At 55.6% G+C, this 16605-nt stretch carries 11 protein-coding genes and 1 pseudogene; 8 read left to right on the forward strand and 4 right to left on the reverse strand.

Translation table 11 applies throughout. The annotated features are described in order from the left end of the window. Positions 1-612, forward strand: a pseudogene (locus WA354_RS01310) (DUF5009 domain-containing protein); the annotation flags it as partial. A 30-nt stretch (positions 613-642) separates the two neighbouring features. Here WA354_RS01310 and WA354_RS01315 read toward each other — a convergent pair. The 4 genes from WA354_RS01315 to WA354_RS01330 all read right to left on the reverse strand — a co-directional run bounded on the left by WA354_RS01315 (position 643) and on the right by WA354_RS01330 (position 3846). Next, positions 643-813, reverse strand: coding sequence for a fibronectin type III-like domain-contianing protein (locus WA354_RS01315; RefSeq protein WP_472811205.1), 171 nt, complete (start codon positions 811-813; stop codon positions 643-645). A 175-nt stretch (positions 814-988) separates the two neighbouring features. Continuing rightward, entirely contained in the window at positions 989-1483 is a 495-nt protein-coding gene (locus tag WA354_RS01320) for an SRPBCC family protein (RefSeq protein ID WP_472811206.1), read from the reverse strand. Between the two features lie 321 nt (positions 1484-1804). Continuing rightward, complete coding sequence (locus WA354_RS01325; protein WP_472811207.1) at positions 1805-2554, reverse strand: LytR/AlgR family response regulator transcription factor; 750 nt, start codon at positions 2552-2554, stop codon at positions 1805-1807. An 89-nt stretch (positions 2555-2643) separates the two neighbouring features. Further along, complete coding sequence (locus WA354_RS01330; protein ID WP_472811208.1) at positions 2644-3846, reverse strand: tetratricopeptide repeat protein; 1203 nt, start codon at positions 3844-3846, stop codon at positions 2644-2646. Positions 3847-4751: 905 nt separating this feature from the next. Here WA354_RS01330 and WA354_RS01335 point away from each other — a divergent pair. The 7 genes from WA354_RS01335 to fucP all read left to right on the forward strand — a co-directional run bounded on the left by WA354_RS01335 (position 4752) and on the right by fucP (position 16538). Further along, positions 4752-5513, forward strand: a complete 762-nt coding sequence (locus tag WA354_RS01335) for a LytR/AlgR family response regulator transcription factor (protein WP_472811209.1) — start codon at positions 4752-4754, stop codon at positions 5511-5513. 295 nt (positions 5514-5808) lie between these two features. Continuing rightward, positions 5809-7881 carry a glutaminase family protein gene (locus tag WA354_RS01340; protein ID WP_472811210.1) on the forward strand — a complete coding sequence of 691 codons (2073 nt, stop codon included), beginning with the start codon at positions 5809-5811 and terminating at the stop codon, positions 7879-7881. Positions 7882-8456: 575 nt separating this feature from the next. Continuing rightward, complete coding sequence (locus tag WA354_RS01345; protein WP_472811211.1) at positions 8457-10214, forward strand: tetratricopeptide repeat protein; 1758 nt, start codon at positions 8457-8459, stop codon at positions 10212-10214. A 183-nt stretch (positions 10215-10397) separates the two neighbouring features. Continuing rightward, positions 10398-12620 carry a tetratricopeptide repeat protein gene (locus WA354_RS01350; protein WP_472811212.1) on the forward strand — a complete coding sequence of 741 codons (2223 nt, stop codon included), beginning with the start codon at positions 10398-10400 and terminating at the stop codon, positions 12618-12620. A 14-nt stretch (positions 12621-12634) separates the two neighbouring features. Further along, positions 12635-14524, forward strand: a complete 1890-nt coding sequence (locus WA354_RS01355; RefSeq protein ID WP_472811213.1) for a CRTAC1 family protein — start codon at positions 12635-12637, stop codon at positions 14522-14524. 2 nt (positions 14525-14526) lie between these two features. Beyond that, the gene (locus WA354_RS01360; RefSeq protein ID WP_472811214.1) at positions 14527-15015 is read left to right on the forward strand and encodes a hypothetical protein; all 489 of its coding nucleotides are present in this window, start codon (positions 14527-14529) and stop codon (positions 15013-15015) included. Positions 15016-15212: 197 nt separating this feature from the next. Continuing rightward, a complete protein-coding gene (gene fucP, locus WA354_RS01365; RefSeq protein WP_472811215.1) occupies positions 15213-16538 on the forward strand; it encodes an L-fucose:H+ symporter permease in 1326 nt (441 codons plus the stop codon). Positions 16539-16605: the final 67 nt, after the last annotated feature.

Below are 16605 nucleotides of genomic sequence, written 5' to 3' on the forward strand. Positions count from 1 at the left end.
ATCCTGTATATTCCAACCCGTCGCTGGGCGTGGGCGCCAGTCGCGTGGTTTGCCCTGCTGCTCGCGTTGTGTGCCTTCTCCACTGCGGGATGGCTGGTCTTTCCAGGGCGCCTTCCTCTTTATGCGTGGCCGTTCGGTAATGGCGCGATGTGTTGCATCATCATGGCCGGCGTGGTGACCTCATCCATCTATCGATCACTGGTCCGCGGCACTCTGCGGACTTCATTTCTCGCCTTAGGTTTCGGTCTCCTGGTGTTTGCCACGGGATGGATGCTTACGCCGCTCGGCATCTCGAAGATCCGCGCCACGCCAACATGGTCGCTCTATAGCATCGGAGCAGCCGTTCTGTTGTTCACATTGCTGTACTGGATTTGTGACGTGAAGCAGTGGCAGCGCTGGGCTTTTCTTATCAGACCCGCAGGCTCGAATACTCTTCTGACCTATCTGCTGCCCGATTTCTGGTATTTCGCGTTGAGCGTGGCGGGGTTCACCTGGCTCGATGCGCGCTTCAATAACGGTGCGGCCGGAGTAGTGAAAACATTGGTGTTCACACTACTGATGCTGGCGGTCGCGGGAGTCTTGACGCGAGCCAAGTTGCGCCTTCAGCTCTGACACTGTCCGTTCCACTCGACGATTTTGCTCCTAGCGAGAAATCGTGAACTTCGTGGCCAGCGTAGCATTCGACGAGCCAGCGGCGAAAGCAGTGTACGCGCCAGGCTCGACGACCCATTGATGATTCCTGCTCCACACTGCAAGCTCGCTTTGCTTCAAATGGAAGTTCACGCGTTTCGATTCGCCAGTCTTCAGGTGCACGCGCGAAAAAACCCTTCAGGGCTCGATCAGGCACTTCCACGCTGCTTACGTCGTGGTGCAGGTAGAGTTGCGCAACCTCGTCGAACCTGGCGCGGCGCCGACAGCGCGGCGCAATGCGCATCTCTGTGGGGCAAAGGTTCAGTCGAGTACCAGAATCGATCTGAGCCGTTAGCCCTCAATTCCGATCTGTTCCGAAGAGCTTGGCGAGTTTCCCGAGAGAGGACTCCCATAACTTCTTATGCCATTGTTGGTCGGAAAGCGCCAGGCCGGCATGCGTTACATCCACTGTTGTCCGTCCAAAATCACCGAGCATTCGGATCTTCACCACGCTCGGCTCTGCCTCCGCATTGTGCTCCCATGTGAAGAGTAGTTTTCCTCTCCTGCAAACCTTGTACGAGCAAAGAACCCCGGCGCGTTCTCCGGCCGCGCTCACGTAACTGGCTAAAAAGGAATCTGTCCCGGCGAATACTTCCGTGCTGCCTTCGATAGCGCCGGGTGGTGAAAACCATGCCTCGATGTATTCGGGAACGGTGAGCGCCTGAAATATTCTGTGTCGATCAGCATTCACACTCGCCGCTACCGAGATGCTAGGTGGTTGCGTTGTGGGCAAGTATCTCTTCCACTCACCCGGTGTGCGCGCTGAGATTCCGGAGAATGTAATTGTGCTCATAAGGAGATCCCTCAGCCCAATATCTGCATCTTCGTTGCCCTCGAACTGCCAAAGCGCGTATTTGTGACGAGGTGGGGGCTGACGGGATGATCGCCGCGGATACAGATGCGGGCTGCAAAAGGTGGTGACTCAACTTACTAGATAGAAGAGAGCAACTATCCGTGTCATGGTATTTAACGCTTTTCGAATACAGATATCGGGAAGCAGGGATGAGTCGCATGTAAATCGGGGCCAATGGCTATGTAAGCGGGATAAGTTGACCAACTTACCCCTGAGCTATGGCCTCGTGGCGTCCTGCAGAATGCAATCTTTGGAATTCTGTCATATCTTGACCAGTTTCTGTATCCTCGATCGATAGCTACGGCTCAGCGGAATCTTTTCGCCGCTTATCAGCAACACATTGGCATCGCCGTCTGCTTCGTTCCTGATTTCTTTGACGAATTGAAGGTTTACGATCGCCGAACGGTGAACTCGGAGGAAAGAGCTGGGGTCCAGCCGGGTTTCAAGTCTTCCGATCGTTTCACGAAGAAGATGTGACTCGTTTGCGGTGTGAATTCTGACGTAGTTTTCCTCCGCCTCGATCCAGCAGATATCTCCCATCGACAAAAACAATACCCGTCCGCGAGACTTGAAGACCATCCGGGTAGTGTATTGCTCTTTTCCTGAATTCTGCATTTCAGCATGACCGGCTATCTTGTTTGACGCCAGTCCCTCCCGAGCCCGCTGAACCGCTGCATTCAGTCTCCCGATCGTGAACGGTTTGAGCAGATAATCGAGCGCATGGAACTCAAAAGCGCGAACTGCCCATCTATCGTTTGCGGTTACGAAAACAATTTGTGGCAACCTGCCGGCCGGATCCAATAGAAGAGAGTTGACGACGTCGAAGCCATCTGTACCAGGCATGCTGATATCAAGAAACAGAAGATCAGGCGACACAAGTTTCACGAGTTCGATAGTCTCGCATGCTGTCGCGCATTCGCCGACGATCTCAATGTCCTCGATGTCATTCAATAGTTGGCGAAGCTTTTGACGGGCCAACACTTCATCGTCTGCTAGAACTGTGCGGATCATTACTTACCGAACCTTGCAAGAGGTTTCATGGCGGGGGCGAATACACGATGGTTTGACCTTGTTGTGCGCATCGTTCCTTGGACCAGGGCTCAATTCCGTCCGCGCATGTTGAGACCGTACCTTGGTGAAGGCTCGCCAATATCCGGTATACCGCCGACGTCAGCTTCGGGGGATCCCAGAAGCAATCCGGCGTGAATGTCCTTTGCCGGATACTGCAATGCATACGCAGGAAACATTTTTCCCTTCTCGCCTCGCATGTCTACGAATTCGAGTGGGCGGCTGTGTTTCTGTACCCATTCATCGGCTTGCTGATCGATTGCCTGGATTTGCGTCTGGCCCAACTCCAGGGAGAGTTTTCGAAGATCATTTGCAACGAGGGCAGAGGCCTTTTCACTACCCTGCAATGCGGAAACCCGGAAATGAAAGTAGGCCGTCTTGCTGTCTCTTTCCATCTGAATTCCATCGCGCGAAAGAATTCCCAGTACAACGGACGATTTCCAGAAACCATCAGAAGCAGCTTCTTCGAGAAGCGTGACGGCCTCATTGGATGTGCGGGCCAGATCAGGTCTGTGTAGAATCTCCAGTCCGAGCTGGTGCTTTGCAGCTACGACTCCACCGGCTGCGGATTCGCGTAATAGCTGGAACGCGCGATCCCGATTAACGGCGTCAGGCTCTTGCAGCAGCATAAGCGCGAGGTCGTACTTTGCAGGCACACTGTGCAGTTTGGCCGCAAGTTCAAACCAATGTCTGGCTTGGGACGCATCTTTCGGAATGCCGAATCCCAATTGATACATGAGTCCCAGATAGCGTGCTCCCGCGCCATTGCCTTTCTGTGCTGCATCGCGAAAGAGTTGAGCCGCGAAGACAGGATCCTTGCGCTCGCCTAGGCCCCAGACGTACGCTACTCCGAGGTTGACCTTCGCACTGATCAATCCGCCAGAAACCGCGCGCCCAAACCATTGTGCGGCGCGAGCAGGATCTCTTTTTACGCCGATGCCGGCCTGGTAGAAGAAGCCGATCTCTTGCTGGGCACCCGGATCTCCGGCGTTGGCGGCCTTCTCGTACCAATAGGCTGCTTGTGCCTCATCGCGCGGCACACCGCGACCTGCGAGATATGCGGCCGCCAGCTCGATCTGCTGCTGAATCGAGCCTCTCTCGGCGCCGCCCTGGATTCGCGGAATATCAGGATCGATCGCGAGCGCAGTTCGCGATTGTGAGATGGCGAACAGCATCGATGCGATGATCGCACCGGGGAGGATTGAGAATGCACGTTCACTGCGATGGCCAGTCATGATGCCTCCGGTTCGTTGGGAAACGGTGAACTCTGAATGTTGTGTTAAGGCGCGGTTGGGCCCAGAACGACTCCGGTATCACGATTGGGGAAGCCGGATTCCGAATGCGCCAAGTTACCGAGCAGATGAGAGCGAGTTGCCGCGACTTAATAAGTCGAGTGTCACAATTCCTTACTCGCTGTCCGGGTCAACGCAATCGGTTGGGTCTTGTCCGAGTGAGTTGCACCTTGCTATTCACAAACACCATCGTTCCTTCAATGACTGAGAAAGCTATCCAGATACCGCGTGCAGTTTTCTGCACCACCGAGCCCGAACTAATATTTCAGTTTCTCTGGTCGTATGTGCGACCGGAGAATAGGTTGTCCTCCTAGACTCGTTACTGTCCCGATTGTAATCAGCGTGAAAAGTGCAGTTCGTCTCTTCCGCGCACATGATGATCAGGCGCAAGTATCGTTTCGTCCTCGCGATGACACAGTTCGTCACAAAAAACAGGCGCTCGCCTATCTTGCTTTTGGGATAGAAAAACTTGTGTGGGCTAGTTCGAAGCCCGGATGCTTTCCTCTCCGATCTATCTATCGATGGAGTTCAAGCGACTTTTCGTCGCACGAGCGTCACTGCGCGGAATGAAAGCTAATCCTTGAAACTTCTCTTTGCCGTGGCTTTTTGGCAGTCTCTCCGGCTTCGCTCGTCCAATCGCCAATGCCGAGGCACTGTCCAAAATCGGACAAGTTATCGCGAAAGCGAACAAATCCATCGGTCCACGAGCCTCCTCAATCCGGGTAAGTCATTGAAATCAAGGCGGCTGACTTCCTCGACGAGATGGCATTCGACTTGCGGGCAATTAGATGCTGCAGCACTTGCTGACTCGAGGGACAAATCTCAATAGCGCTTGAATGGGAGAGTCCATGGCTATCCGGACGTTGATTGCTGATGATGAACTGCTTGCTCGCCAGAAGCTGAGGCAGCTTCTTCGTGATGAACCGGATATCGACATCGTAGGCGAAGCGTCCTCTGCGCGCGAGGTCTACGAACTGGTGCGCGCGGCATCCCCACAACTCTTGTTTCTCGATGTGCGCATGCCTGGGATGGACGGGTTGGACCTGATCGCAGAACTCTCGCTCTCAACCGGAATTACTCTTCCTCGCGTGATCCTAACTACGGCATATGATCACTATGCCTTACGAGCGTTCGAGTTGAATGCGACCGACTATCTACTGAAGCCGTTTAGTGCGGAGCGGCTGCGCTCGGCGGTCATGCGTGCAAGAGATCAACTTCGGACGGGCGAACGAAATGATGATCGCAGTCAGACTAGGGACGGAGCGCCCGGACAATACACCGCCCGCATCATCTTCAAGTCGCGGGGACGCATTCTGTTCCTCCCCGTCTCCGATATACGCTGGATAGGTGCAGAAGAGAATTATGTCCGCATCTGCACCGGGACCGAGACGCACCTGCTGCGGGAAACCATGAATTCGATGGAGCAGCGTTTGGATCCGGAAACATTCTTGCGTGTACACCGGTCAGCGATCGTGAATCTGCGCTATGTCAAAGAGGTCCGCACCGAGACCCGCGGTGATTTTATGGTTCATCTGATCAACGGACAGAAGCTCGCCATGAGCCGTAGTTATCATGCCCGAATCAGTGAATTGCTAAGCCGCGCAGGATGAGTAGTGGCTGGAACTTCTAATTGCAATGGCAGCGGACCAGCGCAAGCAATCACAGCAATACGTCGTCCTTCCATTTCTGTGTATAGACGCCTGACATCGTGTGAGTCTTGAAGCCATCAGCAGACTGTGCGAACAATGCGCGCCCGTCTTACAATCCAAACAGTCCGAAAAATTTAGCTCATCCTTCACCAGATTTGCGTGTCGGAAGAGCGCTTGAATTCCTTGCAGAAGGAGAGAAATCGCCTTGAGGATACTCATCTCAGTTGCAGCTTCGGCATTTCTGTTGACTGGAGGAATGGCCGGGCAAGGCCTGAAATCCGAGAATCCAGATCAATCCTTGCGCGTTCCCGCGACCCCTCTCGTTGTCCACGATCCGTATTTCAGCATCTGGTCGATGGGAGACCGGCTCACTGACAGCGCGACCCGTCATTGGACCGGAACCAGGCAAGCCCTTAATGGACTTTTACGGGTAGACGCGAAGACATATCGCTATCTGGGCGACGCAGACAGCGACATTGCTGCTCTGGAAGAGACGCATCGCGAGATAACACCGACTCGCACGATTGTGACCATGCAGTCTCCGGAAATCGAGTTGAAGTTAACGTTTCTGACTCCTACCTTTCCCGACGATCTTGCGGTAATGGCGCGACCGGTGACGTATCTTACCTGGGACGTGAAGTCGCGCGATGGAGCAACGCACACCGTCGCGCTCTATCTGGATGCTGATGGCAACACAGCGGTAAATCACCCCGATGAGAAGGTGACGTGGTCGCGTGCCGAGATCCAGGGAATGCATCTGCTGCGGGTCGGCAGTTCAAAGCAGCCGGTACTTCAGGATTGGGGCGACAACGTTCGCATCGATTGGGGTTATTTTTATCTGGGGATTCCGAGCGGAGAAGAGGCCGAATACATTGCAGGAAACCAGGCCTATCGTGATGATTTCGTCAAGACCGGCGAGATCCCGACGGACGATGACCTCGATCAGCCGAGAATGCCGCAAAGCCGCTACCCGTCGCCGCCGGCCCTGAATGTGGTGCTGCCACTGGGCGGCGTCGGAGCAACAATCGTCACGCGTCACATGTTGCTCGGCTATGACGACGTCTTTTCGGTTGAGTATATGCGGCAACGGCTATTGCCGTATTGGCGCAAGGAGTTCTCAAACTTCAGTGCATTGATGAAAGGGGCTGAGAGCGATTACCCGAAGATCCAGCAGCGCGCTGAACAATACGATGCCGATTTGTCGCGTGATCTGCGCCGGGCCGGTGGCCCAGACTATGCGACGATTGCGACGCTGGCGTTCCGACAGGCAATCGCTGCCCATAAGCTGGTTCAGGACGACGCCGGCATTCCCTTCTTCATGCCCAAGGAGAACTTCAGCAACGGTTCGATCTCGACCGTTGACGTTCTATATCCTTCGTCGCCGATGTTTCTGCTCTTAAATCCCAGGCTAGTCGAAGCGCAACTTGAGCCTGTGGTGCGCTATGCCGAGAGCAGCCACTGGAAGTTCCCTTTTGCGCCGCACGACCTTGGAGTCTACCCGCTTGCTAATGGACAGCTTTACGGTGGTGGCGAAGTAAGCGAAGAGGACCAGATGCCCGTGGAGGAGTCGGGCAATATGATCCTCATGTTCGCGGCTCTCGCACACGCTGAGAACAATGCGGCATATGCTCAGAGGCATTGGCCGCTGTTGACGAAATGGGCCGATTTTCTATTGGAAAAGGGCTTCGACCCGGAGAATCAGCTTTGCACGGATGACTTCGCCGGACATCTCACGCACAACACGAATCTCTCGATCAAAGCGATCGAGGCCCTCGCCGCTTATGCGCAGCTTGCTGACAAGATCGGAGATCATCCGGCGGCGGCGAAGTATGGAAGTGCGGCCAAAGGCATGGCTGCCAATTGGGTAAAGCTGGCGGCAGATGGGGATCATTACCGTCTTGCCTTTGATAAGCCCGGTACATGGAGCCAGAAATACAATCTCGTTTGGGATGTCATCCTGGGGCTTCATTTATTCCCGCAAGAAGTAGCAGACAAAGAAGTGGCCTTTTACAAAGCGCACATGAAGCCTTACGGCTTGCCACTCGATAATCGGGCTGACTACACCAAGCTCGACTGGACGGTATGGTCGGCGACTCTAGCCACAAACCCTCAAGATTTTCGATCGCTGGTCGATCCAATAGTGCAGTTCTTGAACAAGACTCCCGAGAGAGTCCCAATGACAGACTGGTACGACACGGTGACTGCCAAGCAGGTTGGATTTCAGGCCCGTTCTGTCGTAGGCGGCGTCTATATCAAGATGCTTGCCGATCCGGTGACATGGAGCAAATGGGCCAACCGCGCAGACAAAGGTTCACCGAAGGTGCATTGAAATAAGCTCATGGACCTGAACCCGCGCTGGCTCGCGTCTAAATGGCGATCCGAGCATCCCGCTCAGGAACGTCAGCATCCAAGCGCCAGTTGATGGTTCCATGAGATTGAAAGCGCGTAGATGATTGAGTAAGTACACAATAGCAACGAGCGCCGCACGGCTCCGGAGCGCATCCAGCAACAATGAGCCGGAAGCAGGCTGTGTAATCACAAAGGAGAAGGAATGAAGAGTTTTAAGTGGATCTTGATCGCAGCCGGAATGGTCGCAGTTGGAAGCATGGCGATCTCGTTAGCGCCCGACCTTGTTCGCTACGCCCGAATGCGAGCGATGTAAGCACGCCCCTCGGCATTCTTCCCCGCCACACGACACGCCGGTTCTTGCCCAAAAACGACGGAGGGCTTGCCATGGATGTCTACCTCCGCCTGGAGATTTCGCGGTTTTCTGCCTTAAGCAAAAAACCGAGCCATTTTGATCCTCTTTGCCCAAACAACGAATCCGAGATTCTTAGCCTCGCAATGAGCCAGGCGTAGTTTGCCGACTTACCGTTCGATGTAGAATTTGGTGGTCGCCGACCTATGCGTTTCAACCTTCCCCGCGTATCTTCATTCCTCGTTGTGCTCGCCGGCACAGCGGTCCTGGCCCAGGAACCCTCTGCAAGCCTCCGCCAGGCGGATGCCGATTATCGCGAGGGCGTGGAAGCGCTAAACCGCAACGATCTCAAAACAGCTCAGTTAAGGTTCGAAGCCGTCACTCGGCTTGCGCCCGCAGCGGAACAGGGGCACAGCGCTCTCGGAGCGGTTCTGGTGCGCGAGGGTCAGTGGGCAGCCGGTATCCGCGAGCTTGAGAAGGCACTGACGCTCAAGCCCAATGACAGCGTGGCGCAACTGAACCTGGCCATGGTCTATGCGCAATCCGGAGCGGCTTCCAAGGCGATTCCTCTCTTTCGGAAACTTGACGCGGATGCGAGAAGCACCCAGCATCCGTTGAACGCAGCGGTGTTGGCGGTATATGCGCGGGCGCTTGCTGAAAGCGGAGAAACACGTAGGGCTATCAGCGAAATGAAGGAGGCGGTTGCGCAAGATGGCCGCAATGCCGAGTTACACGATGAACTCGGAGCGATCTATGCGATGGAGAAAGACTGGGCGCCGGCGGAGCTGGAATTCTCAGAGGCGATACGCCTGAAAGATGATCTTGCCAGCGCCCATCTGCACCTGGGACTTGTGTTCGAAGCCGAACGGAAGCCTGGAGCGCTTGAGGAATATGCGAAGGCGTACTCCCTCGCCCCCAGCGACCCGGTTATCGTGCTTGCCATGGGCAAGGCTCTCGCGGACGCTGGACGCGATTCCGAAGCAGTCCCTATTCTTGAGCACGCCGTCGAACTGCAGCCCAAGTCGCCTGAAGCCGCATACCAGCTCGCGATTGTGCTGCAGCGTGTGGATCGTGTTCCGGAAGCCATCGACTTGCTGAGGAAGGTTGTTCATTCCGAGCCTGCGAACGTGGCTGCGCTCACCGATCTGGGGATGGCACTTGCGCAGATACATAAAGCCACCGAAGGCATTCCGTTTCTGAAGAAGGCTGTCACGATCAATCCGGGTGATCCAACCGCACATCAGGATCTAGCCGCGGCATACATCCAGATAAACCAGATCGATGATGCTGTGGTGGAGTTGAAAGCAGCAATCAAACTGTCGCCCGATTCTCCACAACTCCACTATGACCTTGGGACGGCCTACAAGCTTCAAGACAACGCGACCGATGCAATTCCAGAACTTGAAGCGGCCGCAAAATTGAATCCTTCAGGATATGAGCCGCCGTATGTCCTTGGGTTGCTTTACCTGCAGGTAGGTCGCTACCAGGACGCGGCACAGCAACTCGAATCATCGCTTAAGCTGCATCCGCAAAACGGCGAAGGCTGGGCGACGCTGGGTAGCGTTTACAGCAAGCTCGACCGCTTACCCGAGGCCGTTGTGGCTCTGCGGAAAGCGATTGAGCAGATGCCTGACCAGTCCGACTCCCATCTGCTTCTTGCCTCGGTGCTGGTCAAGCAGAACGATACGGCGGGAGCCGTCGCGGAGCGCAAAGTTGCGGCCGACCTGATGCGCAATCACATGAATCTGCAGCGTGCTGAGGTGGCTACAAACTCCGGAAAGTCACTCTTGGCGAGTGGGAAGATCGATGACGCGATCGTTCAGTTTCGTGAGGCGCTTTCATTTGACCCCGGCTATGCGGAAGCCCACTTGAGTTTGGCTGAAGCGCTGGGCAAGCAGGGGAAATCTGCCGAAGCGGCTGCCGAGCGCGCGCAGGCTGATAAATTGAACAAGCCACCACAGTAAGATCTCCGCACCGGCTCTCAAACCGCGGGTGGATATACATCCCCGCCGGCGCTGGCCTATACTTTCAGTGGCACTCACGGCGTCCGCCCTTCTTCCCTCGCACCGTCGGCTCTCGCTTGCGCTGATGTTTGCTTGCACCCGCTACATGGCTAGAACACGCCGCGAACTGCCTTGGCTACCCGCATGCTAAGCAGCTCCGCGCGACGTATCTTCGGCATTCTGGCAGTGACGTATGCCGCGTCTCTGGTTTCTTTGCGTGCCATGCATGGCGCCGAGCAGGATGCGCGTGCCAAAGAAGCCAGTCTTCGCAAGGCTTACGCCGATACGGTGCGCGAGACTTACAACTTCCCGTTCGGAAAGGGAAAGATCTCAGTTCCCGGAAACGCCGCCTCAGTGGGGAATGATTTTATTGAGCCGAGCGCCTTCATGGATGCGCAGTATTGCGGTCACTGCCACCAGGAGGCCTACCACCAATGGCGCCAGGCCCTGCACTCCAATTCCTTCCGCACCCCGTTCTACCGGACAAGCGTGAATATCCTGCTGCGTACCAAGGGAATCGAATTTGCGCGGCACTGCGATAGTTGCCACAACCCCATCGCGGTGCTGACGGGATCCCTGAATCCGAATTCGCAGGTCGATCGGCTTTTTGATCGCGATGGTCTGACGTGCACGACCTGCCATTCGATCCAGAGCGTGGCGTCAAAGGTTGGAAATGGTGGATTTGTCATGGCCGTGCCTTCAGCGCTGGTCGATGAGAAGGGGAATCGCATCCCAGGCATGGTGCCGGACTCCGAGATCCTCGCGCATCTCGATCGGCATTCCAAAGCCGTGATGCAGGACATCTATCACACGCCGGAATTCTGCGAAGCCTGCCATAAGGCGAACCTGCCCCCGACCTTGAACGACTACAAATGGATTCGCGCGTTCACTGCATACGACGAGTGGCAGAACTCCAAGTTCTCCAATCGCAATCCTCTGACCTTCTATACCGCCGACTTTACCACCTGCCAGGATTGCCACATGAAACGCGCCCCCAACGTATTACCCGAGCCCGGCGCCAAGAATGGCACGTTTGTTTCCCATCGCTGGCTGGCGGGCAATACCGCGGTTCCTTTTTACTACGGGTTCAACGAGCAACTAGATCAGACAATTGAATTCCTGCGAACCGGAAACTATCTCAACGTTGATATCTTTGGCTTGCAGATTGGGGAAGGCGGAATGCTTGCAGCTCCGCTCGGTACCGTTCCGTTCCACGTAAACGCGGGCGACGTTCTCGAGGCTTACGTCGTCATTCAGAACAAAATGATCGGTCACTCGCTCATTCCTGAAGTTCGCGACCTCTACGAGGCGTGGGTAAAATTCACGGTGACCGCGGCAGATGGAACGAAGATCTACGAGAGCGGCTTCCTCAATCCTGACGGAACATTGCAGGCCGGTGCGCATAGTTTTACTAACCGACCCGTGAATGTAGTGGGAGAGTTCGTCGAGAACCATGTGGTCTCCGCGATTCATTCCGTCGCGTATGACAACACTATCCAGTCAGGACGATCGGCCCTGGTCCGCTATCAGTTCCGTTTGCCGACTGGGGCAAAAGGGCCATTCACGCTGCAGGCGCAGGTAAACTATCGCCATTTGCGTCAAAGCTATCTCAACAATGTTTTGGGGCCCGATCATCCGGCCTACCCAGTGGTTGAAATTGCGTCGCGCAGCCGCATCATCGACATTGGCGACAATCAACCCACGACGCCATTGCCCGCCGATAATGAGGACTGGATGCGTTGGAACAATCTCGGCATTGGGCTGCTCGATCAATTGCAACACGCAGATGCCGTCAACGCCTTCCAGCAAGTCGTACGGCTTCGTCCGGACTATAAAGATGGATACATCAATCTTGGCCTGACCTATATCGATTGGGAAAAATACGATGAAGCCCGGCAGCCACTCGAAAAGGCTCTGGCTCTAAAACCGAATGATGCGCGGGCGCTTTACTACATGGCTCTTGTCGAACGCCGTTCTCGGCACACCGAGGCCGAAATCGCCGATCTCGAGAAAGTGGTTGCACAGTATCCTGATTGCCGCGACGCACGCCGCGAACTTGGGATTTCGTACTACCAGGAGCATCGCGCCGACGATGCTATGGCACAGTTCAAGGCGCTGCAGGCAATCGATCCCGATGATCTCGCCGCCCATTACAACCTGGCGATTCTGTACCGCCGCAAAGGCATGAAGCATGAGGCCGAAGTCGAGGCCTCGCTGTACACCATCAAGAGAATTGATCCGTCCGCTCCAACGTATTCGCTGGACTATCTGCGCAAGCATCCCGAAATTTCGACCGAAAGCGTTCCATGGCACGTGCACAGCAATGTGCACACTCCACCTCCGGCTGCAGGCGGGGGAACACCGTAAAGAGGAAGCAACGAGTGGGTTATCGCAATCTGAATCGCCGCACATTTCTTCGTTCTCTTAGCCGCACCGCGCTGGTATTGCCGTTCGCCGACATTGTTGCCCTTGCCTCAGGCTCGCAGGAGGCGCCGCCTAAACAAGCCCCGAAGCTAGGACCGCAGGAGCGGAGCTACGATGCAAGACCCGCGCCTCCGCCCCCCGGCCCGAAGTCGCCCATTGAAGGCACGCCGCTCGGCGTCAGCTTTGTGGAGGTCGCTCCGCAAGCAGGTCTGACCGGCAAAACCATTTACGGAGGCGAGTTCCACAACAAGTATCTGCTCGAAACAACAGGCTGCGGACTCGCGTTCTATGACTACGACCATGATGGATGGCCCGATCTGTTTCTCGTGAACGGCTGGCGTTTGGAGGGTTTTCCCGCGGGCCAGGAACCTCATTGCCGGCTCTTCAAAAACAATCGCGACGGCACTTTCACCGATGTTTCAATCGGGTCGGGCCTCGAGCACAAAACCGGCTGGGGCCAGGCGTGCTGCGTGGGCGACTATAACAACGATGGGCTCGACGACCTTTTCGTCACTTACTACGGACAGAATGCGCTCTATCGCAACAACGGCAACGGAACATTTACCGACGTTACAAGCCAGGCGGGATTGATCCAGCCCGGGCCGAAGATTCGCTGGAATAGCGGATGTACCTTCGTTGACTATGACAAGGATGGGCATCTCGATCTCTTCGTTGCCAACTATGTCGATTTTGACCTCAAGACTGCGCCCCTGCCGCAGGATGGTCCATGCACTTACAAGGGAATCCTGGTCGCCTGTGGCCCTCCGGGACTTCCTGGGGGAAAGAACATTCTCTATCACAACAAGGGCGACGGCACATTTGAAGACGTCAGCGAGAAGAGCGGGATGTGGACTGCAGTCGGCACCTACGGGCTGAGTGTCGCTGCCTCAGATCTCGACAATGACGGCTGGCCTGATATTTACGTCGCCAACGATTCTGCTCCGGCCACGCTTTATCTCAATCAGAAAGATGGCACATTCCGCGACATCGCTATCGAGGCCGGCGCGGCCCTTTCCGCTGAAGCAAAACCTCAAGCCGGCATGGGCGTTTCCATCGGCGACTACAACCGCGACGGAAAATTCGACGTGGTCAAGACCAACTTCGCCGGCGATACCGACTCGCTGTATACGAACATTGGCGACGGCAACTTCGAAGATCGTACCTACCCCGGCGGCCTGGGCGTCAACACGCGGTTGCTTGGTTGGGGCGTGGGTTTCTTCGACATGGACAACGACGGGTGGCTCGACATTCTCATGTCGAACGGGCATGTCTATCCTGAAGTCGATAATTCCAAGGCGGACCTGAAATACGCCGAGCACAAATATCTCTACCGCAATCTGCGCAACGGCCGCTTCGAAGAGGTTACCGACAAGGGCGGACCGGGGATCCTGGAGAATGCACCGGCGCGCGGCTGCGCTTTTGGGGATTACGACAACGATGGCGACATCGACATCGCGGTGAACTGCATCAATGCACCGCCGCAACTTTTGCGATGCGACTCAACACTGAATCGAAATTGGATCAAGATCAAACTCGTCGGCACCAAATCCAATCGCTCGGGCATTGGCAGCCGCGTGAGCGTGTCCGCTAAGACCTCGCCCAGTGCTACAAGTCCTCTCGTGCAGATTGATGAGTTGCGCAGTGGTGGAAGCTATTTCTCGCAAAACGACCTCCGGCTTCATTTCGGATTGGACCAGGCCAAGCAGGTGGATACGGTGGAAGTGCGCTGGCTGAGCGGACAGGTTGATCAGTTCCACAATCTCGATTCCAACCATCTCTATGTCCTCGAAGAAGGCGGCAAAATCCTTAAGTCGGAACAACTCATTCCAGCGAAGCCGAAGGTGTAAGCATGCGTCTTACCGGTTGCTCTGCCGTGTATCTTCTCATCGTCTTCGCGACAATCTCCATGGCCCAGGAACCCGTGACCTGCCCATGGTTTTCCTCCGGAAGCGCGCAAACAGTACTCGGCGGCCCAGTAACGTTGCACCTTCATATGGAAGAGAACGGGCAGGGGCTTTGCGAATTTACTTCTCAATCCGGGGACATCTCCAAAATGTTGCGTATCCTCGTCGGCAAGGCGGACAAACATGTATGCCCCCCGGGAAGCACCCAAATCGAGGCGCTTGGAAATGACGCCATGCAGTGCCGACGCCCGGATGAACAGGGGCACACATGGGATGCAATTGCCGGACGAATGCGGGATACGTTCTTCGTAGTTACCACGAGCAATGTTCCCGATGCGCTTAAGATACCCGCAGTTGAAGGACGCCCTGCGGACCAATACGGTGCCTCCATTCTCGAGCGAGCTGCTGAGCAGGTGGTCGGCAATCTCGATTGATTGGGATGAGGAAGAACGTCATCGAATATTCTCTGCATCTGATCCTCTAGACGTATCTCGCCATGCAAAAGCGGAGCCGCCCTTGCCGTTCATGCTGTCAACATGGCAGAGTTGATGTTTCGTGTTTACTTGCGCTCCGGAAACTACGCAGCCAAGGCAGCAGTCTGAAGCAAACATGAGCAGAGAAGGGAAGCCCGATGTCCATTGGTTCCGCTGAAAACGAGCCTGCGCAAACCGCGCCTGTTCGGCCGCGGTTGATTCCGCACGGAGTGCTCATCCCCTTCGCGTTGGTTACGGCACTCTTTTTTCTATGGGGCATTCCCAACAATCTCAATGACGTCTTGATCCGTCAGTTCATGAAGTCGTTCGCGCTGTCCCGTTTCCAGGCCGGACTGGTGCAATCTGCCTTCTACATGGGCTATTTCCTGCTCGCCACTCCCGCGGCGCTACTGATGCGGCGCTTTGGGTACAAATCCGGCTTCATTGTGGGACTGCTCCTCTTCGGCACCGGCGCCTTCCTCTTCTGGCCCGCTGCCATGATCGGCCGTTACCCGTACTTCCTCGCAGCGCTGTTTGTGATTGCCAGCGGGTTGGCGTTTCTTGAGACCGCGTCAAATCCATTTGTCGCACAGATGGGCGACCCCGAATCCGCCGCTCGACGCCTCAACTTCGCCCAGGCATTCAATCCGCTCGGCTCGATCACCGGCGCGTTGATGGGCACAGTATTCATCTTTTCAGGAATCGAACTCAGCGGATCGCAAGTAGCCGCGATGCAGGCTGCCCACACGTACACAGCCTATTTGCGTACAGAGACGATGCGTGTGGTTGCACCCTACATGGTTCTGGGTGCCGTGGCCATCGGCTGGGCAGTCCTCATTGCCGTTACGCGTTTCCCTGTGGTCGCCGGTGAACATCAGGAAGAAGGAGAAAGCCACGGGAAATTTCGTGACCTCCTCGGATATCCCACATTCCTCTTCGCTATCTTTGCTCAATTCATGTACGTCGGTGCACAGGTCGGCACGTGGAGTTACTTCATCCAGTACGTTCAGGATTCGACCCACCAGCACGAAAAGATCGCTGGTTATTTACTCACGGGAACGTTGGCGGCATTTGGCGTCGGTCGCTTCGGTTCTTCGGCCATCATGCGTTATGTGCGTCCCCATCGTCTGATGGCCCTCTACAGTGTGATCAACATTGTTCTCGTCGGCATTGGCGTCCTCTTCCCGGGATGGGTCGGCCTCTGGTCGATTTTCTTCACCAGCTTCTTCATGTCTGTCATGTTTCCCACCATCTTCGCGCTCGGCATTGAGGGGCTTGGCAAAAACACCAAGATCGGTGGCTCGCTCATCGTCATGTCCATCGTCGGCGGAGCCGTCCTCACACCGCTGATGGGATGGATCTCTCAGGAGACGCATCGCATTTCAATCGCCTACATGGTGCCACTCATCTGCTATTGCGTTATCGCCATTTACTCACTTCTGTGGCAGAGAATGCAGACGGCAGAAACAGCGCCTGGGCACTGAATCGGCAATCTCCACGGATTCGCCGTGTAGAGTTACGGCCGGCTCGTTCCCACGATAGACACTCGTT

Origin of the sequence: Occallatibacter sp., assembly GCF_049802275.1 — a bacterium.
Taxonomy (GTDB): domain Bacteria; phylum Acidobacteriota; class Terriglobia; order Terriglobales; family Acidobacteriaceae; genus Telmatobacter.